Genomic DNA, 17,530 nt, shown 5'->3' with positions numbered 1-17,530 from the left:
CAACCTCGAATCACTCATCCATGGACGCCACGAACGGCTCGCAGCCGGTGACTTCCAGGAAGAGCCGGGTGCGGGAAAGCCGCCTGCCCGGATCCGTGAGGGCGAAGCCGAATGGCCGAGCTACTCGACCACTAGCGCCATCACCGGTGCCTGGTGGATTGATGCCGTCACTTTGCTCGGCGTCGTATGGTTCCTGGTCCAGAAGGGCCGAGAAGCCTGGATCGGTGAATGTCACTGCTGAGCGCAATGTCGTATGTTCCTGCGTCGTTCAGGTCTACCGTCCGTAAAATGCCTTCCGTGTCCACCCATTTTCTGTCACCGCATGTCGATCTCGCTCTGCTTGCAGTGTTGCCGCGCCTTGCACGCGGCCGTTCTGAAAAATTGGTGATGATCCGCACGGCGAGCGGAACGGCGAACATAGATCGCCTTGTCCTCCGTCTCTGGCGTTCTGATGGCCTGATTCCGATGCCCGATGGTGCTATGGCGCGGCTCTGGATCGGGACGATCGTCGCCGAGCGTGTCCAAACGCCGTTCTCAACATTGAATATCACGGAGGATGCGCGCAACCTGAATACACCGCTGCGCCAGCTTGTCGCAGCTCTGCCGGATGGCCGGATCGTCGGCGCCCACGCACGGCGGCCACGCCGTTTTGGAACGGAGATATTTTGCTAAGACAGAATACCGGCTTCCGAAGCATGACGTCTCCGCCGGTGCACAAACCGCAATGAGCGCTTTGCCATGAAAATCCTGATCGTCGAAGACGAAGCCAAGACCGCGACCTATCTAAAGAAAGGGCTCGAGGAAAACGCCTTCAGCGTCGATGTCGCGGAAGATGGTGACGACGGCGCCCATCTCGCGCGCCAGGGCGGCTACGATCTGATCATTCTCGATGTCATGCTGCCGGGTCAGGACGGCTGGTCGTTGCTCAAGACGCTGCGTCAGCGGCGCGATCAGACGCCGGCTCTGTTCCTGACCGCGCGCGACAGCGTACCGGACCGGGTTCACGGTCTCGAACTCGGCGCCGACGACTATTTGGTCAAGCCGTTCGCGTTCAACGAGTTGCTGGCACGGATCAGGACCATCCTTCGGCGCGGGCCGGTGCGTCAGGCCGCAGCAGTGCAGGTCGCCGACCTCGAGATCGATGTGGAGCGTCACCGGGCAACCAGGAGCGGCCTGGTGCTCGATCTGACCCCAAAGGAGTTTCTGTTTCTATCCCTGCTCGCGAGACGGACCGGCGATGTCATCTCGCGAACGCTGATCGCCGAGCAGGTCTGGGACATCAATTTCGACAGCGGGACCAATATAGTGGATGTTCACATGCACCGGCTGCGCGCCAAGGTGGACGACCCGTTCGACCACAAGCTGATCCATACCATTCGCGGAATTGGATATGTCCTTGAAGATCGATCCGGAAGGTAGTCAGGCAGATCGCAGCCGCGCCAGCGGCCCGCCGGGTGCGAAGACCAGCCGCGCCGGTGGCTCGATGATCATGCGGATGACGGCCTGGTACGCAGGAAGTTCGTTCCTGCTGATCCTAATCGCCACCAGTTTCCTGTATTGGACCGTCTCGGCCAACATGAAGGCGGAGGACCGGCACGTTCTGAGCAATACGGCGGCAAATCTGCAATATCTGGTCCATTCGCCGGCCGACACGACGACCACGCGTCATTTGCTCGCCAGCCCGACCGGCCCATTCGCGCGCGCAACTCATCTGGATCCGCGTCATCGGCCCCGACGGCCGGACCCGGCTGGAAACCAAGGGTATGGACCGGGTGGTACCGGTCTCGGATTTTCCGGGGCTGCTGGCGATCCCGCCCGGCCACCATGTCATTCGCACAATCCAGATACGGGCCGGCGAATTGTTCCAGACGTTGAGCACACGCGTGGCCGGCCCTGGCGATGTGGGCCGGATTTTCCAGGTGGCGATCGACCGGACCGACGAGCAGCGCCTTCTGGTTAATTACCGCGAGCGGTTGCTGTTCGTGCTGACCCTGTCGCTCGCCCTCTGCTCGGCCATCGGCTTCGCGATCGCCCGAAGCGGGATGGGCCCGGTTGAACGCATCATCAGGACTGCGCGAACGATCCGCTCCTCGACCTTGCACGAGAGGCTCGATATGGCGGGTTTGCCGACCGAGCTCCAATCGCTCGCCGACACGTTCAACGACATGCTGGACCGGCTGGAAAACTCGTTCGTCCAGGTCTCGCAGTTCTCGGCCGACGTGGCGCACGAATTGCGTACGCCGATCAATAATCTGCGCGGTGAGATCGAGGTGGCCCTTGGCCGGGGGCGGGCGCCAGCGGAATATCGCGAGGTGCTTGGCTCGGCCTTGGAGGAATGCGGCCGGATCAACCGGGTTATCCAGAGCCTGCTGTTCCTGGCGCGCGCCGAAACCGCCGGTGAGCATCCGCATTTCGAGATGCTGCATGTCGTTGCCGAAATCGCTGCGATCCTGGAGTTCTACGAGCCGGCCGCAGTTGACGCCGGAATCGCGCTGTCGGCGGAGACTGCCGAACCATTGCGCGCGATAGTCGATCGCACGCTGTTTCAGCAGGCGATCGGCAATCTGGTGGCCAATGCAATCGCCCATACGCCCCGCGGCGGCAGCGTCGGTGTGCGCGTGCGGCAAGACGACACCGCGCGACTGCATATCGAGGTTGCCGATACCGGCCGGGGCATCGCGGCTACTCATCTACCTTACGTATTTAACCGATTCTACAGGGCCGACCGTGCCCGGTCCAGCAAGGGTGGCAACTTTGGCCTCGGGCTTTCGGTTGTCCGCAGTATCGCCACGCTGCACGGCGGAACCGTTTCGATCGACAGCGAACTTGGCCAGGGAACCCGCGCGATTTTGTCGATACCCTCGCAAGGACGTGAACCAACGAGCAGCCCGTACACACCAATCTGACGAAATCGTCATTCTAACGTGCGGGAAATGTCAGATTGCACTGCTACCAGGTCCGCCTCTGGCTCGTGAGATGGCAACGCCGTGGTGCCAACGGGCAGGATAAGGATAGGTCACATCAAAAGTTTCTGGTTCATGACGACGGTTCGACGACTGATAATCAGTTGGGGCGACTCCCTATGAGGCGGACGGTTCTCAGAGCCATGGCACTCGGAACCCTGTTGGGCGGCCTTGCCGGTTGTGCGGTTTACCGGCGCAAACCGATCGACGCGATGGCAACCGGTCACGCCCTCGAGGCCCGCAGCCTGTCGGACCCACGGCTCGGAAAATTTCTAGCCGCGATGGGGCACCCCGCTCCGCCGTCGCGCTGGGGGCTCGAAACGCTCACGCTGGTCGCGGTGTATGAGCGCCCGACGCTACGGATCGCGAACGCAGAACTGTCGGTCGCCCTCGCCAACGGACTGACGGCGCGCGCGCTGCCCAACCCGACCTTGTCACTGGCGCCAACCTACAATTCGAGCAACTTTATCCCCTCGCCCTGGAAAGTCGGCCCACTCGTGACGTTTCTGATCACAAGCTACGGCGCCCGGCCGGCACGGATCGCGGAAGCACGCGCCTTGCTCGGCGCGGCGCGGGCGAAGGTGCTGGTTGCGGCTTGGCAGGAGCGGTCCGCGGTACGGGGCGCGCTGCTTTCGCTGTGGTACGCTGCGGCGGCATTGCGCGCAGCACGGCAAGGCGCGGCGCTGGCCGACCAGGCAGCACATGTCACCAGGCAACGCTATGCAGCGGGGATGATTTCGGCGGCCAGCGACAATCTCGCCGTCGTTACGGCCGAACAGCAGGACTTTGCCCGCGCGCTAGCCGAACGCCGCGTGAGGTTGGCAAAGGTGGCACTGGCGGGCGCAATCGGGATGCCGTCCTCGGCATTACGTGGCGTGGCGATCGACTTCGATGCCTTTCGCGACCACCCGCTCCCTGCCCATCTGGAGCAACTCGGCGCGACAGCGCTGGCAACGCGGCCCGATGTGCAGGAAGCCCTGGCCAACTACGCTGCGGCCCAGGATAAACTTCGATTTGCGATTGCCGGCCAGTACCCATCTCTCTCGATCGGACCCGGCTACAATTACGACCAGGGTGAGAACAAATATATTCTGGGCCTGTCGCTGCCGCTACCGATCTTCAACCAGAATCAGGGTCCGATTGCAGCGGCCCGCGCCGGTCGTGAACGCGCAGCCGCGCAATTCGATCTGACCCAGCAGAACGCGCTGGCGCAAATCGACGCCGCGATAGCCGATTTGCGAGCCAGTTTTCGGACGATCGCGGCAGCGCGCTCGGCCCTTCATGCTGCGGCGGCGCGGGTACGCTACTCCCGCGCGGCATTCGCCGCGGGTGCGATCGGCCGGCTGCGGCTAATCGGCGCTGAACAGGCAGCATATTTTGCCCAGACCGACCTGCTAACCGCGCGGATGGAGGAACGTACCGCGATCGGCCGAGTCGAGAATGCCTTGTATCATCCTATTTTCGGAGCTTCTGCATCGTGAACCGACATATTGCTGCTGCCCTGGGGCTGCTTGCTGTCCTGCCTGCCAGCGCGCGCGCGTCGATTAAGGTCGATGCCGCGGCCCAGCGCGCCGGCGGGGTGGTGGTGCAACCCCTCGCGGCCGCCCGGTTCGCACCCTATCGCACCGGCTACGGCGTCGTACTCGATCCCGGGCCGCTGATCGCGTTGCGCAACCGGATCGTCGCGGCCCGGGCTACCGGCAGGTTCAGCGCACAATCGCTGGCCAGGGCCAGGCAACTCTATGGCGCGAGCCACAACATCGCGATGGCGACGTTGCAGGCTGCGCAAGCCCGTGACGCGACGGCGCGCGCGACCGAAGATTCGCTGATAAGCCGCGCACGTGTCGACTGGGGTGCGGCGCTCGGCGCGGCGCTGGTCGACGGGGGCTCGTCGATGGCAGCCTTGAACGACGGAAAGCGTTCGTTGATCGAAACCGCGGTCACAGGCGCACCGTTCAACCCCCCGGCAACGGCGCAGGGCGAAACCGCCGAGGGGACGAAAATCAGCCTGCGGCTGATTGGGCGGGCAACTCACCTTCCATCTGGCCTGATCGGGCAGGGCTTCTATTATACGGGACCGGCGGACCTTTCTGTCGGGCTGCCAGTTTCGGTGACGATGGCGGAGGGGCCGCACCGTGCCGGCGTCGCAGTGCCCGCCACGGCGCTCATCTACCGGTACGGTCATAAATTCGTCTTCCGCGAGACCGGGCCGAACCAGTTCGACATGGTGGCGATCACGGGCGCGCTCCGGATGGGCGGATCGGGCGGTGCGACGCGTTATTTCGTCGCCACCGGGTTGCAGCCGGGGCAGAAGATCGTGGTCAGTGGCGCCGGCGTGATGCTCTCCGCCGCACCGAAGCACTGAGACGATGCTCCAATCTATCGTCAACGTGTGCCTGCGTCATCGGATTCCAGTCACCATTCTGGTTGCCCTGTTCGTCATATTCGCCGCTTTCCGGCTAAGGACCGCGCAATACGGCGTATTTCCCGAGTTTATCCCGCCGACGGTGACGATTCAGACCCAGGCACCCGGTCTCGATCCCAAGCAGGTCGAAGCATTAGTGACCGACCGGCTGGAGTTGGCTTTGGGTGGACTGCCGGGATTGGCAAAGACCCAGTCGCAATCGCAAGCGGGGCTTTCGGTCGTGAAAGTCGTCTTTCATGGTGGCACCAACATCTATCGGGATCGTGAATTGGTCGCCGGTGCGATTGCGAGCGTGGCTGCCAGCTTGCCCGCGCGGGTGACCCCAGTGGTGACGCCGCTGCAATCCTCAACAGGCACCGTCATGGTGCTCGGGTTGCAATCGTCACGCATGTCACTGATGAAACTCACCGCCTTGATGCAAAGTGTCATTCGCCCGGCGCTGCTAAATGTTCCCGGCGTTGCCCAGGTGGTCGGCTTTGGTTCGGCCCCGGAACAGCTAATGATCGAGGCGGAGCCGGCACGGCTGATTGCTGCCCATCTGGGCTTGAACAGCGTCGCGACCGCCGCGCGCGATGGTAGTGCCGTGCTCGGCGGTGGCTGGATCAACACGGGTAATCAGCAACTCGTGATCGACACACATGCCCAGGTCAGGGGGGTTACCGATCTCGCATCGAGCGTGATCGCGCATCGTAGCGGAATTCCGATCACGCTCGGCGACATCGCAAGACTTCACCGTGCACCGCCGCCACGATACGGAACCGCTCTAGTGCATGGCAAGCCCGGGATCGTTCTGGTGATCGGCACGCTCTATGGTGCTAACACCCTCGCCGTCACGACAGCTCTGCATCAGGCGTTGGCACGTTTGGCGCCGACCCTGCACGATCAGGGTGTGCATGTGGTCAATGCCATGCAGGTGTCGAGCTTCATTCATACAGCGTTGCATCAGGTAGTGCTCGATCTGGCGATTGGGGCCGGCCTGATCCTGATTGTATTACTGCTGGTGTTGCGCAACTGGCGTGTCACACTGATTTCCTTCGTCTCGATCCCGGTTTCACTGCTGATGGCCACGGAGCTCCTGCGCCTGCTCGGGGTTACACTGAACGTGATGGCGCTGGCAGGGCTCGCGATCGCGCTAGGCGCCGTCGTCGATGATGCGGTGGTCGATGCTGAGAACATCTATCGTCGGCTGCGGGAAAATCGCGCGCTTCAGCGGCCAGAGCCGGCGTTCGACGTCATTCTGCACGCCTCGGTCGAAGTACGAAGTGCAATTATTTACGCTACCCTCGCCGTCGTTATCGTATTCATTCCGATCCTGCTGCTTGGCGGCGTGTCAGGTCGCATTTTTGCGCCGCTTGGCATCGCCTACATTGCCGCTATTTTATCGTCATTAGTCGTCGCGCTGACCCTTACTCCGGCCCTGGCCGGCCTGATGCTGACCGGCAAAGGGGTCAGCGACCGAGAGCCCGGTCCGATCCGGACAGCGCATCGTCTCTATAGCGGCGTGCTTGCGCAGGTGAATCGGCGGTTCGGGCTATTCATCGCAGTCGTTGTGCTGCTTTTTGGGGCAGCGGCGGCGAGCGTCGCCGGTTTCGGCGTTAGTTTTCTGCCGCAGTTCAATGCGCGCCAGGTTATCATGCATTTCCAGACTGCACCGGGAACATCGATCGACACGATGATCGCGATCGGCAAGCAGGTGTTCACGAAGCTCGATCACGAGAAATCGGTGAAGGCTGTCGTGATGCATATTGGCCGGGCCAACCTAGGCAACGGCCATCCGGGTACCAACAAGGCTGAGATCGACATGACCTTAAGCCGCGGTGCGTCGAGCCATGTCGCTGCCACCGCGCAGCAACTGCTGGACGCGATCCGTGGTGCCCCGGGGACCCGGTTCTGGGTAAACACGTTTTTAGCAGAACGCCTTCACGAAGGCTTGTCGGGTTTCACTGCCCCGTTGATCGTGACGGTCTATGGCCCACACATGAAAGCCCTAGGTCATGACGCCGAACGGATCGCGACACTCCTGCGTGGTCTCAAGGGGCATGGTGCGATCACTCTCGAGGCTCCGCCGAATACTGCCTCGATCACGATTCGTGCGCGGCGGCATGCCATGCGACGCGATGGTGTAACCGCACGTGCGCTGCTGCAAACGGTAGCAGCCGCATATGCTGGCGAGACTGTGGGTCAGGTGTATCGCGGCGTAAGGATCGTGCCGATCGTGCTTACGCTGCCGGCGCGCTTTCGACACGATCCAAATTCGTTGGTCAGTCTTCCGATAGCAACCACCACGGGCTCGATCATACCGCTGGGATCTGTCGCCAGAATCACCGATACCGAATCACCGCAGTTGATCCTCCATGACGGTGGTCGGCGAGTGCAGGTGATCTCGGTTGCCATCGCATCAGGTCATAGTGCCGCGTTTCTTGCGTCGGCGAAACGTGCCATGGCAAAGTTCCATTTCAGCCAAGGGGATTACGTAACCTATGGCGGCACTGCGGTGTCTGCCGGGTCAGCACGCAACAAGCTGTTGGCCTATAGCGCGATCGCGCTGATCACTATTTTGTGCCTCCTCGGCGTTGCACTTCAACGTGGTCGCGCTGTCGCGCTGCTGGCCCTGAGCCTACCATTCGCACTCATTGGCGGCATCGCCGCAGTCTGGCTCACCGGGCCCGCCAACGTGTCGCTTGGTGGCATGGTTGGTTTTGTAACCTTGTTTGGCATCGCACTGCGCAACGGCTTGATGCTGATGATCCATTACGGCCGGTTGGTGAGAGACCACGGCCAGCGCTGGGATGCCGCCACCGTGCGCCAGGGCGCGATGGACCGGCTGCCCGCCATTCTGATCACCGCGCTCGTTACCGCTCTCGGCTTACTACCCCTTGCGCTCAGTGCCGGCACCACAGGCGACGAGATCGAGGGGCCGATGGCGATCGTCATTTTGGGCGGCTTAATCAGCGCTACCATCCTAACCCTACTACTATTACCAAGTCTCGCTGGCCGTTTCGTAAAGTTCGAGTCCGCGCAGGATCGGTCTTGAGATGGGTGTCACGCGCCGCCGTCGGATATCGTGGAGCGATCGTTTGAACTACGCTCCGCGGCGGTTAAGCACCATGCATTTCACTTGCCTCATTTTTTCTCTCTCCAATCGGCATCCGGCTCTGAATGGGTTCCTCGAAAAACGTCGGTATGTTCCCCGTTCCCATCCTGATCACGGCACTTTCATTGATGTGTTCATCCGATGGGGTTGTCGCCTGCTCCGCGGGCACCTATCGCGGTGTCATCCAAAATTGAGGAAAACAATGGCAGTGAGATCGACCGGACTCTTCATGCGCATGGACGAAGATTGGTATTACGGAACCAAAGTTCCGCAGGTTACCTTGTCATTCTGGATAGCGAAGATACTTTCTACAGCGATGGGTGAGGCGACGTCGGATTTTCTCGTCTTCCACACCAATCCCTATCTCTCGGTCGTTGGCGGGGGGTTAGGGTTCCTTGGAGCGCTCGCGTTGCAGTTCAGCACACGTCGCCTTGTTCCCGCGATCTATTGGCTTCTGGTCGTGATGGTCAGCATTTTTGGTACCATGGTGGCCGATGTGATGCATGTGGTTCTCGGCGTACCTTATGCTGTTTCGACCATGATGTTTGCAATCGTGCTGTTTGCCATTCTGTGGACGTGGAACAGCGTTGAACGCTCTCTCTCAATCCATACGGTCGAAACGCCGCGACGTGAAGCCTTCTACTGGGCAACCGTGATCGCGACCTTCGCGCTCGGAACTGCCGCCGGTGACCTTACAGCCGCAACCTTTGGCATGGGATATCTCAATTCGGCGATCCTATTCACTGCCTTGTTTGCAGTACCTGGCATTGCCTATTTTGCGTTTGGCATGAACGAGGTTGCGTCGTTTTGGGTGGCCTATATCTTGACGCGACCAATGGGCGCATCTTTCGCTGACTGGTTTGACAAACCGGTTTCGACGAGTGGTCTCGGATATGGCACAGCCGCAACTGCGGCGGTGCTGAGTCTCGCGGTAGGAATGGTGGTTGTTTACATTTGCTTGCGTTTTCGGCAGCGGCGTTTGGCCTCGGACATGGCAGAATAAGAGTAGAAGTGCGTCCTCATGATAGTCGGAAGTTCGGTGAGCGCTTTAGCATAATAGTATAATGACAATACGCGTTTAATCCCCTGATAAAGACTTTGATAATCAAGTTTATGTATTAAATAGTATAATTTATTTCGGGCGATGAGCCATAATTTTATTGAGTTAACAGTTTTGTCGATATTAATAATGAAGAGCGACAAGAAGGAGACTGAGTCGCGATAACGCATATTATCGCGCGTAGTGGAATTATTCTGGGGGCTATCGGGTACAGGGGGAGACAACCGTAACGGCCCATTGATCGGTGCTGGTAACACAACGAACCACAATGGTGGTCCGATTGGGGCGCGGAGGGATGATCAGCCTTGACCTCCGGTCGCTCAAAGCGTCGCCTGTCGCTATGGATTAGCATTCCGGCGGGTTAGTTTGAAACGAAGCCACGGCGGCACGTGAAATCCTCGCCGGCTTGGTCGAGCGCGTCACTTTCCACAATTCGGAAAACGGGTTCTGCGTGCTGCGGGTGTCGGACGGCCAGCATATGAAATATGCTGGCCGGATATATCGAGAAGGTTAGATAGTTAGGTGCCAGCCGAGAGCGAGATCCAGAACAATCCCATATGTGAGATACATCAGCCAAAGGCCCGTGATGGTATGGAAGAACCCTTGGGCACGCAGGCTGAAGGGTGACGCAATACCAAAATAAGAAAATATACCCGAGAAATAAACGCAGGTTAGCCCAACGAATAAGATGGCGACCGGAATGTCGCCTGCTTCGGCGAATACGATAAGACCAAGAATGCTAACGAGGAAGAAAGCGATGGCCATGAAACCGTTCACTCGCATATCGCCCTGGCGCATACGGCTAAGTCCAATTGCGAACCAATGCACACCGAAAACCGTGGTAAGGATGCCAGCTGCATAAAGCGGCGCGCCCTTGAAGACATGAAACCAAGTAAGCCCGACGAGGATATACGTCCCGCAGAGGAATTGCAGAAAGCCGGGCATCCATACGCCATACCAACCATTTGCCCAGTCAACGGCGGGGCTACGCTCTGGAAAGCCAAACAGCTCCTGCGGTCCATAGATAAGATACCCTGTTCCAAGGCCAAAAAAAGCGAGGCCCAAGGGCACGAAGACCGAGGTTGGAAAGGAAAAAACTTCAGGCGTCATTTTGTGTTGCTTCCCCAATTTAGACGTGCGTTTTCGGATTGAAAGTCTGTTCGCGGACCCGCCGTAAACTATAACCCGAGGGCAGTTCAATCCCCCAAACTGGCGGTTGTTTAAATCCGACATGCAACATGGTGCCCCCAACGGGCCACTCGCGACCTGCGCCACCAGGTGAGGTGCAAGACTGCTACGGACCCAGCGTCCCTGGCTTATCACCGTTTTTCAAGCCATCGAGCCGCTCAAGAGACATAGTGACTGACGTGTGATCGAGGCAAACCCAGAGTGACTGCGTGAGCTCCTTGGGATATGCGTGGTGCGCGCCCAGCGGATTGTGACGACCTGGGCCGAAAAGAAGGTCATCCGGGAGATCATGGTGATCTTTCACAACCATGGTGTTAGTGCCGCGCCATCGATACGGATTTACAAGACCTGTGGCGCGGATGTCGTGCAGGTGATGAGTGAGAACCCCTACCGCCTGGTCGGGTTATCCGTGGCATCGGGCTCAAGACCGCGGATGCCATCGCCGTGAAACTCGGCATCGAAAGACGGCGATGATCCGGGTCCGTGCCGGGATATCGTCTATGGCCTTGGTGATCTCGACGCATTGGTACAGGCCTTTGCAGCGATGATCCACAAATCCCAGGAATTGGAATGCCCGGCGGTGGCTATTCCGGTGCTGACGCAGCACTATGCCGTGCTGCACCGCAATCTGCTCTATACCGGCATCACCCGCTGCAAGCGGCTGGGCGTTTTGGTCGGCAGCGGCCTCGCCGTGGCCATTGCGGTATGGAACGTATCTGACCGGCGACGATGGACAAAGCTCAGGGACTGGCTGGCCTAGCATTCCGATATCGACCCGGACAAGCCGAGGGGGAAGTTGGGTGAAGTGAGGGGGTAACCGCATCAGTTTTTATCGAATTTCAAGAAACTTGGACCATACTGTGTTGGCGCTTGCTGTCCGCGATATTCGGTGAATGGCGTTTGCGCATCCCGAAAATGGGGCCGAGCGAACCCGATCTCTACCAACGATCACATCTGGGGTTGCTGGCTTTACAAATCCGTCACGATCCTATTAGTTTTAGGCCATAAAATTTTTGATCAAGGATCATGTCAGGATATGAATTTCATGTGCCGATCAATGCTGAACGCCGGTCTTATAGTGCTTGTAGGGTTGGCAATCCCCGGGTTGAGCCGGGCCGCATGCGCGCCAGGGGATTACACGACGGCTCAGGCAGCTCAAGGCAAGACCTTGTACGATGCCAATTGTGCCTCATGCCACATGACCAATCTTGCCGGGGGGGCCGGGCCGGCGCTGGGTGGCGCCAAGTTCAAATCTTACCTTGATTTTACTAAAATCACCGGCACACAATTGCTGTCGTTTATTACGGCTCAAATGCCCTATCAGGCACCAGGCAGCTTGAAACCAGTCGAATATCAGTCGATTTTCGCTTATATACTCCAACACAATCAGTACAAGGCGGGAAATACGCCACTCACGGACAAGACGGCCGCCTGCATCACCATGCTGCCGTATCCTGGTAAATCCTGAACACTGCCCGAATATCCTTCGTGCGTTAGTCTTCTTCACACGTCAAACGAGGAAATGCCAATGACAAAACCAATCCCGTCCAGCCGGCTGTCGCGCCGGTTGCGCTCTGCCGTGCTGCCGGCCGCAGCGCTGCTATGCCTGGGCATGGCGCATACCGCATTTGCCGGCGCCACCGAGGCTGCAGGGTCAGAGACCGGCGGCAAGACCGAGGTCGCCGGCAAGACGATCACTGCGAATGTTTCTGTGACCTCCGGCATGATCGAGGCAGCGCCGAAAAGCGGCGCGAACTGGCTGGTCACTGGGCGTGATTACAACAATTCGCGATTCTCGCCGCTCAAGCAGATCACCGCCAGCAATGTCGCGCACCTCACGCCGGTGGCGATTGCGCAGACCGGCTTCACCGCGAGTTTCGAAACCACGCCAATCGTGGTCAACGGCATCATGTACCTGACCACGCCGATGGTGAACGACAAGCAGGCCCTGGTCGCCATGAACGCGGCAACCGGTGCCAAGTTGTGGACTTACACCTACACCGATGGCACCAACCAGATCTGCTGCGGCCCGGTCAATCGCGGCGCAGCTGCGGCCGATGGCAAGGTGTTCATGCTGACGCTCGACGACAAACTGATTGCGGTGGATGCCGCAACCGGCAAACAAGCGTGGATGAGCACGGTTGCCGATCCGCGATACGGCTATTCTGAAACCATGGCGCCCACCGTCTACAAGAATATGGTGATCATAGGCAGCGCCGGCGGCGAATGGCCGATCCGTGGCTTCGTCGCCGCCTACGACGTCAAGACCGGCAAAAAAATCTGGCAGTTCAACACTACCGATAAGGACAAGAGCTGGTCCGGCGATTCCTGGAAGACCGGCGGCGGAACCGTGTGGGCCACCCCGACGGTCGATCCCAAACGTGGCCTGCTGATTTTTTCGACCGGCAACCCGAACCCCGATCTGAACGGCGCCTCGCGCCTTGGCGATAATCTCTACACCGACTCGATCGTCGCGTTGCATGTCGATACCGGCAAACTCGCCTGGTATTATCAGGAAGTGAAGCACGACGTGTGGGATTATGACGCCGTCAGCAACGTCTTGCTGTTCGACACCAAGGTGAACGGCAAAACCGTCCCCGCGGCAGGCGAGGCTGGCAAGACCGCGTGGTTCTACATCGTGAACCGCGATACCGGTAAGTTGATCCGTAAATCCGAACCGTTCGACAAACAAAAGAACATGTTCGCCCAACCCACGCTCGCGGGCGTGCAGATGCTGCCGGGTGCCAACGGCGGTTCCGAATGGTCGCCGCCTGCATTCTCGCCGCTCACGCATGAGGTTTATGTGTTGGGCATGAACCAGTTGATGACCTTCACCAACGAAAAAGACAGTCCGGCAATCCCCGGTCAGATCCGGCTCGGCAGCACCTTCAAGAACGTCCCGCACGGCGTGCAGGACGGCACACTGACGGCCATCAACGTCGATACCGGCAAGATCGCCTGGAACGACCATATGCCCCAACCGATGATGGGTGGCGCGCTGGCGACCGCCGGCAATTTGGTATTCACCGGCGAAGGCAACGGCTGGTTCGACGCAATGGACGCAAAAACCGGCAAACGCCTCTGGCGCTTCAACCTCGGCGCCGGCGTCAACGCCCCGCCGATCGCCTACAGCGTGGCCGGCCGTGAATACATCGCCGTGGCCGCCGGCGGCAATTTCCAGCTCAGCTACCCGTACGGCGACGCGGTGGCGATTTTCGCGCTGCCAAAATAGGCGGGTTAAGATGAGAGAACCATCGGCCCAGACACCGGTGGTTTTCTAATTTACTCACCAGTCTGTAATATAGGTTACACTGGGCGCAAGGAAGAATGGGCGCACGAGTGCGGGTAATTCCTTGAAGGCGGCGAGTTGGGCATCGATTTTTTCGCGCGGCTTTTCGCCCTTGCGCAGTGGCTTCCTTGCCAATCCTGTCCGTTTCAAATGGCTCCAGACCAACTCGTCCGGGTTCATTTCCGGCACGTAGCCTGGAAGGAAATGCTGCGTCAGACCCCCTCGGTCGAGGCCACGTAGTCCTTGGCAAGCTTCCCGTCCCGGAATTGAACGATCGCGACCAACGGAATTTCGACCGTCCGACCGGTTGGCGGGACGGCGGGCAGCATCCAGTCGACCGCTGAAGTATGGGTGAAGCTGAAGATCATCTCATCGACGATCCGATCATGGCCGACCGTCCGGCTGACCGGCACCATTCTGGTGTCGGGCGGATTGCCGCCGATGAAATGATATTTGTAGAAGCGCTTGAGCTGATCGTGCCCGACCCCGCCCGTCATCGTCGGAATGTGGTTGACGTAAGGTTCAGCCACCATGGTCGCCATTGTGGCGTCCACATCGCGGGTTTCGAACTCATAGCGACAATGCTCTTCCCACAGGGCTTCGAGGTTATGGTCCGCCATGATTGATCTCTCCGTCGGTTGAAAAGCCAGGTTCGCATGAGTTGAGGCGGGCGGCCAGGGTTTGACTCACCCGAAGAGAATCAAATTGGTACGTGTTCGACCTCATCGGCAATGAAGGCGTCGGTGGGTAGGGCATAGAGTTTCGCGCCTTACTCACCCATCAGGTGCAACACCATCTCGCGCCGGTGGGGTTGGCGTCGATGCTCGAACAGATAGAGACCCTGCCAGGTCCCGAACACCGGCCGCCCGTCTGCCACTGGAATGCTGATCTGGGTCTCGGTCAGCATCGTGCGTAGATGCGCCGGCATATCATCCGGTCCTTCGTCTTCATGCGCATAGCGGCCGGTCTCCTCAGGAACCAGAGCTTCGAAAAACCGGAGGATATCCGCCCGCACGGTGGGGTCAGCGTTTTCCTGAACCGTGAGGGAGGCGGATGTGTGCCGGCACCAGACCGTCAGCAAGCCGGTTTCGATCCTTTGGGCCGCGATCCAGTCAAATATAAGCCCGCTGATATCGGTCAGTCCCTTGCCCCTGGTTTCGACGGTCAATCGATGCAGCGCCTGTCTCATCCCCACATCCGCCGTGCGATATCCTGCTCTTCCGCGCCGATCGCGTTGGCATAGATCGCGGTGGTGGAGAGCTGGGCATGCCCGAGCCATTTCTGGACCAGGTTAAGCGGGATGCCGGCGGAGACCGCGGCCACCCCGAACCCGTGACGCAACCCTTTGGGTGAAGCGTGCGGGCCGGTGAGGTCGGCCGCTACCATCACGGCGTGGACTGCGCGCCAACCGGTCATCCGCGACCAGGGCCAGAGTCGGATGTCACGCCCCTTTTCGCGGCGCGACTGGCATTCCCGGATGCCGTGGACCAGATCGAGGGCTTCCAACAGGGCAGGGGGGATCGGCACCGGCCGATAGACACCGCTACGACGCTTCTTGAGAGTTTCGAACACCAGCACGCCGGAGGACAGGTCGACCCGATCGGCGGTGAGGGCAAGGGCTTCGGACAAGCGGCATCCGGCATAGGCAAGGGTCATGCACAAGGTCCGCACCTGGCGATCCTCCCGTTCCGCCATCCGGAGGAAGATCGCCCGCTCGGCCGCGGTGAGATACTTCCGGGCGCCGGTGGCATCGAACAGGCTCATGCCCTGTGACGCGTGGTCGGGGCGCTCCTCTGGGCGATCGATCTTGGCTACAGCGGGTCGTGATTTGGCAACCTGCCGCTTTGGCAGCAATGGTTTGGCATCGGCCAAGCCTTTGTCCCCAGACTTATCCCGTTTTTTGAGGATAAGTGCCGGGCGTCGCTTCGGGGACGGCGCTGAATCAGATGGCATGCTGATCCTGATAGCCGCGCTGGCGTTTGCGGCGGGCGAGGGTTGCCAGCGCATTCAGGGCGCTGCCGAAATCCGCATAAGGTTCGAGCCGCATCCGGCAACTGCGGCCGATCCGTCCCCAGCGTCGTGCCAGGACGACGGCACCGAACAGATCCGCCATGATCTCGATCTGGTAGAACCGACGTTCGTTCAGCTCCGGCCGAATCCGGGTAAGTGTGACCTGCTCGGGAAATAGCGGCAGTTGCACCGCCGCAGGGCGGGGTACCCGGACCGGACGCCGGCGGGGCGAGCGTCGGAGGCCTCCGCCTGCAGGCTCGTTCGGGACCGAATCTGTTGAAACGGGCGACATTACCCGAAAACTGTATCATCGACGCCACGCGGATGGAACAGCCAAAATCATCGGGACCGGCGAAATTTCAACGGCGTCTGATGAGACGGAGGGGGCAGGGGGCGTGGTCATTCAAGGCGGCATCGGCATGTTTGCGAATGGCTGACCGCGTCGGCCCACCGGTCGGGTTCCGGTTGCGCCCACCAGCGCTGACGGGGGCCTTGGGGTTCCCAACGCGATCAGCGGCACCAGGCTGATACACTATTAATCATAGCGTATCGCAATCCGCTATGTGGTACGTCACCAAGATACAGATAACGGTTGCCTGAAAACCAATAGGTTGTTATGATGGTAAACACCTAAGCGCCTACAGGATGGTGCCATGCCGAATGATATGACGACCAGATGGACCGTATCAGTTTCCAAAGAAACCGATATTACCGTGCGGAGCTTTCTGGCTCAGCGCGGCATGAAAAAAGGTGACCTGTCGAAATTCATCGAGGAAGCCGTCAAATGGCGTGTGCTCGATCAAACAATGGCCGATGTCCGCGGTCGATTTGCCGATATGCCGGCCGACGAGCTTGAAGCCATGATCGACGAAGCCGTCTCGGCTACGCGCCAGGCACACGTCCTGAAATCAGCCTAAAGCGTGCGTCTGATCCTCGATACCAATGTCCTCATCAGCGCATTGCTCTCAAGCGTTTCACTGCCGGCTTACCTTGTCGTTCTATGGCGCGAGGGCAAATTCGACCTCCTCACCTCGACCGAGCAGCTCGACGAACTCATACGGGTGACGCGATATCCAAAGATCCGGGAACGGCTGCATCCGTCCCTGGCTGGCCGTCTCATCAACGAGATCCGCGATCTCGCCATTCCCCTTTCCGATCTCCCCGTCGTTACCGTGTCGCGGGATCCCCATGACAACTATTTATTGGCGATGGCGGCGGTTGGTGCGGCCGACTTTCTGGTGACAGGCGATAAGGGTGACCTTCTTCCGCTCAAAACGTACGACGGGGCCAAAATCCTTACAACGCGCGAATTTCTTGTGCTGCACAAAAGACTACCATGATGCGAACCTTCGCTTGAGTGACAACTAGCCGCATTTATTCATGAGGGCGTTTCATTCAATTCTTCTACAATTAGCTATGCAACCTGACGTCGTGGGCGCGTGACGACTCACCGGCCGCTCTGGGCTGGTTTTGATGAGCTTGGCGATGTGTCGGCGCTGGA

17 protein-coding genes and 4 pseudogenes are annotated in these 17,530 nt (G+C 59.6%); 14 read left to right on the top strand and 7 right to left on the bottom strand.

Annotated features, from left to right (window positions below; all coding sequences use genetic code 11):
* The 3 genes and pseudogenes from AruPA_RS19955 to AruPA_RS19945 all read left to right on the top strand — a co-directional run.
* A pseudogene (locus AruPA_RS19955) lies at positions 1–241 on the top strand (hypothetical protein); the annotation flags it as partial.
* Positions 229–672: a hypothetical protein gene (locus AruPA_RS19950; protein WP_265638506.1), complete on the top strand. Its 444-nt coding sequence runs from the start codon at positions 229–231 to the stop codon at positions 670–672. The pseudogene AruPA_RS19955 and the gene AruPA_RS19950, both read left to right, overlap by 13 nt.
* A gap of 66 nt (positions 673–738) precedes the next feature.
* A complete protein-coding gene (locus tag AruPA_RS19945) occupies positions 739–1,419 on the top strand; it encodes a heavy metal response regulator transcription factor (RefSeq protein WP_265638505.1) in 681 nt (226 codons plus the stop codon).
* Here AruPA_RS19945 and AruPA_RS19940 read toward each other — a convergent pair whose 3' ends face one another.
* Positions 1,420–1,545 carry a hypothetical protein gene (locus AruPA_RS19940; RefSeq protein WP_265638503.1) on the bottom strand — a complete coding sequence of 42 codons (126 nt, stop codon included), beginning with the start codon at positions 1,543–1,545 and terminating at the stop codon, positions 1,420–1,422.
* 218 nt (positions 1,546–1,763) lie between these two features.
* On the opposite strand from AruPA_RS19940, the gene AruPA_RS19935 reads away from it, so the two are divergent.
* The 5 genes from AruPA_RS19935 to AruPA_RS19915 all read left to right on the top strand — a co-directional run bounded on the left by AruPA_RS19935 (position 1,764) and on the right by AruPA_RS19915 (position 9,485).
* Positions 1,764–2,906, top strand: a complete 1,143-nt coding sequence (locus AruPA_RS19935; protein ID WP_265638502.1) for a heavy metal sensor histidine kinase — start codon at positions 1,764–1,766, stop codon at positions 2,904–2,906.
* A gap of 200 nt (positions 2,907–3,106) precedes the next feature.
* Positions 3,107–4,444, top strand: a complete 1,338-nt coding sequence (locus AruPA_RS19930) for a TolC family protein (protein WP_265638501.1) — start codon at positions 3,107–3,109, stop codon at positions 4,442–4,444.
* Positions 4,441–5,328: a hypothetical protein gene (locus AruPA_RS19925; protein WP_265638500.1), complete on the top strand. Its 888-nt coding sequence runs from the start codon at positions 4,441–4,443 to the stop codon at positions 5,326–5,328. The genes AruPA_RS19930 and AruPA_RS19925 overlap by 4 nt, the downstream gene beginning before the upstream one ends.
* Before the next feature lie 4 nt (positions 5,329–5,332).
* A complete protein-coding gene (locus AruPA_RS19920) occupies positions 5,333–8,422 on the top strand; it encodes an efflux RND transporter permease subunit (protein WP_265638499.1) in 3,090 nt (1,029 codons plus the stop codon).
* A gap of 289 nt (positions 8,423–8,711) precedes the next feature.
* Complete coding sequence (locus tag AruPA_RS19915) at positions 8,712–9,485, top strand: hypothetical protein (RefSeq protein WP_265638498.1); 774 nt, start codon at positions 8,712–8,714, stop codon at positions 9,483–9,485.
* Positions 9,486–10,052: 567 nt separating this feature from the next.
* Here the strand turns inward: AruPA_RS19915 and AruPA_RS19910 are convergent.
* A complete protein-coding gene (locus tag AruPA_RS19910; RefSeq protein ID WP_265638497.1) occupies positions 10,053–10,652 on the bottom strand; it encodes a hypothetical protein in 600 nt (199 codons plus the stop codon).
* A gap of 283 nt (positions 10,653–10,935) precedes the next feature.
* Between AruPA_RS19910 and AruPA_RS21875 the strand changes: the two are divergent.
* From AruPA_RS21875 to AruPA_RS19895, 4 genes and pseudogenes are all read left to right on the top strand, one after another.
* Positions 10,936–11,227 (top strand): annotated as a pseudogene (locus AruPA_RS21875) (helix-hairpin-helix domain-containing protein); the annotation flags it as partial.
* 47 nt (positions 11,228–11,274) lie between these two features.
* Complete coding sequence (locus AruPA_RS19905) at positions 11,275–11,490, top strand: ATP-binding domain-containing protein (protein ID WP_265638496.1); 216 nt, start codon at positions 11,275–11,277, stop codon at positions 11,488–11,490.
* A gap of 276 nt (positions 11,491–11,766) precedes the next feature.
* A complete protein-coding gene (locus AruPA_RS19900) occupies positions 11,767–12,198 on the top strand; it encodes a c-type cytochrome (protein WP_322784416.1) in 432 nt (143 codons plus the stop codon).
* A 60-nt stretch (positions 12,199–12,258) separates the two neighbouring features.
* Positions 12,259–13,962: a PQQ-binding-like beta-propeller repeat protein gene (locus AruPA_RS19895; RefSeq protein ID WP_265638494.1), complete on the top strand. Its 1,704-nt coding sequence runs from the start codon at positions 12,259–12,261 to the stop codon at positions 13,960–13,962.
* Positions 13,963–14,016: 54 nt separating this feature from the next.
* Here AruPA_RS19895 and AruPA_RS19890 read toward each other — a convergent pair.
* The 5 genes and pseudogenes from AruPA_RS19890 to AruPA_RS19870 form a co-directional block, all read right to left on the bottom strand.
* Positions 14,017–14,264 (bottom strand): annotated as a pseudogene (locus AruPA_RS19890) (transposase); the annotation flags it as partial.
* Positions 14,265–14,276: 12 nt separating this feature from the next.
* Positions 14,277–14,639 (bottom strand): annotated as a pseudogene (locus tag AruPA_RS19885) (nuclear transport factor 2 family protein); the annotation flags it as partial.
* 149 nt (positions 14,640–14,788) lie between these two features.
* A complete protein-coding gene (locus AruPA_RS19880; protein ID WP_265638493.1) occupies positions 14,789–15,208 on the bottom strand; it encodes a secondary thiamine-phosphate synthase enzyme YjbQ in 420 nt (139 codons plus the stop codon).
* Entirely contained in the window at positions 15,205–15,783 is a 579-nt protein-coding gene (locus tag AruPA_RS19875; protein WP_265638492.1) for a tyrosine-type recombinase/integrase, read from the bottom strand. The genes AruPA_RS19880 and AruPA_RS19875 overlap by 4 nt, the downstream gene beginning before the upstream one ends.
* Before the next feature lie 178 nt (positions 15,784–15,961).
* Positions 15,962–16,219: a WGR domain-containing protein gene (locus AruPA_RS19870; RefSeq protein WP_265638491.1), complete on the bottom strand. Its 258-nt coding sequence runs from the start codon at positions 16,217–16,219 to the stop codon at positions 15,962–15,964.
* Positions 16,220–16,682: 463 nt separating this feature from the next.
* On the opposite strand from AruPA_RS19870, the gene AruPA_RS19865 reads away from it, so the two are divergent.
* Positions 16,683–16,946 (top strand): ribbon-helix-helix domain-containing protein, encoded by a 264-nt coding sequence (locus tag AruPA_RS19865; RefSeq protein ID WP_029314344.1) that lies wholly within the window; start codon positions 16,683–16,685, stop codon positions 16,944–16,946.
* A gap of 3 nt (positions 16,947–16,949) precedes the next feature.
* The gene (locus tag AruPA_RS19860) at positions 16,950–17,369 is read left to right on the top strand and encodes a putative toxin-antitoxin system toxin component, PIN family (protein ID WP_029314343.1); all 420 of its coding nucleotides are present in this window, start codon (positions 16,950–16,952) and stop codon (positions 17,367–17,369) included.
* Positions 17,370–17,530: the final 161 nt, after the last annotated feature.

The sequence above is a fragment of the Acidiphilium sp. PA genome (assembly GCF_026191915.1).
GTDB lineage: Bacteria > Pseudomonadota > Alphaproteobacteria > Acetobacterales > Acetobacteraceae > Acidiphilium.
Note: the sequence above shows the minus strand (reverse complement) of the source record. Positions and strands in the feature narration are given on the sequence as shown.

What these genes read in the sequence shown, in the direction of transcription:
- AruPA_RS19880 (WP_265638493.1), bottom strand. Translation starts at nt 15,208, where the DNA reads ATGAGACAGGCGCTGCATCGATTGACCGTCGAAACCAGGGGCAAGGGA.
- AruPA_RS19915 (WP_265638498.1), top strand. Translation starts at nt 8,712, where the DNA reads ATGCGCATGGACGAAGATTGGTATTACGGAACCAAAGTTCCGCAGGTT.
- AruPA_RS19950 (WP_265638506.1), top strand. Translation starts at nt 229, where the DNA reads ATGTCACTGCTGAGCGCAATGTCGTATGTTCCTGCGTCGTTCAGGTCT.
- AruPA_RS19935 (WP_265638502.1), top strand. Translation starts at nt 1,764, where the DNA reads ATGGACCGGGTGGTACCGGTCTCGGATTTTCCGGGGCTGCTGGCGATC.
- AruPA_RS19865 (WP_029314344.1), top strand. Translation starts at nt 16,683, where the DNA reads ATGCCGAATGATATGACGACCAGATGGACCGTATCAGTTTCCAAAGAA.
- AruPA_RS19875 (WP_265638492.1), bottom strand. Translation starts at nt 15,783, where the DNA reads ATGAGCCTGTTCGATGCCACCGGCGCCCGGAAGTATCTCACCGCGGCC.
- AruPA_RS19910 (WP_265638497.1), bottom strand. Translation starts at nt 10,652, where the DNA reads ATGACGCCTGAAGTTTTTTCCTTTCCAACCTCGGTCTTCGTGCCCTTG.
- AruPA_RS19905 (WP_265638496.1), top strand. Translation starts at nt 11,275, where the DNA reads ATGATCCACAAATCCCAGGAATTGGAATGCCCGGCGGTGGCTATTCCG.
- AruPA_RS19920 (WP_265638499.1), top strand. Translation starts at nt 5,333, where the DNA reads ATGCTCCAATCTATCGTCAACGTGTGCCTGCGTCATCGGATTCCAGTC.
- AruPA_RS19900 (WP_322784416.1), top strand. Translation starts at nt 11,767, where the DNA reads ATGAATTTCATGTGCCGATCAATGCTGAACGCCGGTCTTATAGTGCTT.
- AruPA_RS19945 (WP_265638505.1), top strand. Translation starts at nt 739, where the DNA reads ATGAAAATCCTGATCGTCGAAGACGAAGCCAAGACCGCGACCTATCTA.
- AruPA_RS19895 (WP_265638494.1), top strand. Translation starts at nt 12,259, where the DNA reads ATGACAAAACCAATCCCGTCCAGCCGGCTGTCGCGCCGGTTGCGCTCT.
- AruPA_RS19930 (WP_265638501.1), top strand. Translation starts at nt 3,107, where the DNA reads ATGGCACTCGGAACCCTGTTGGGCGGCCTTGCCGGTTGTGCGGTTTAC.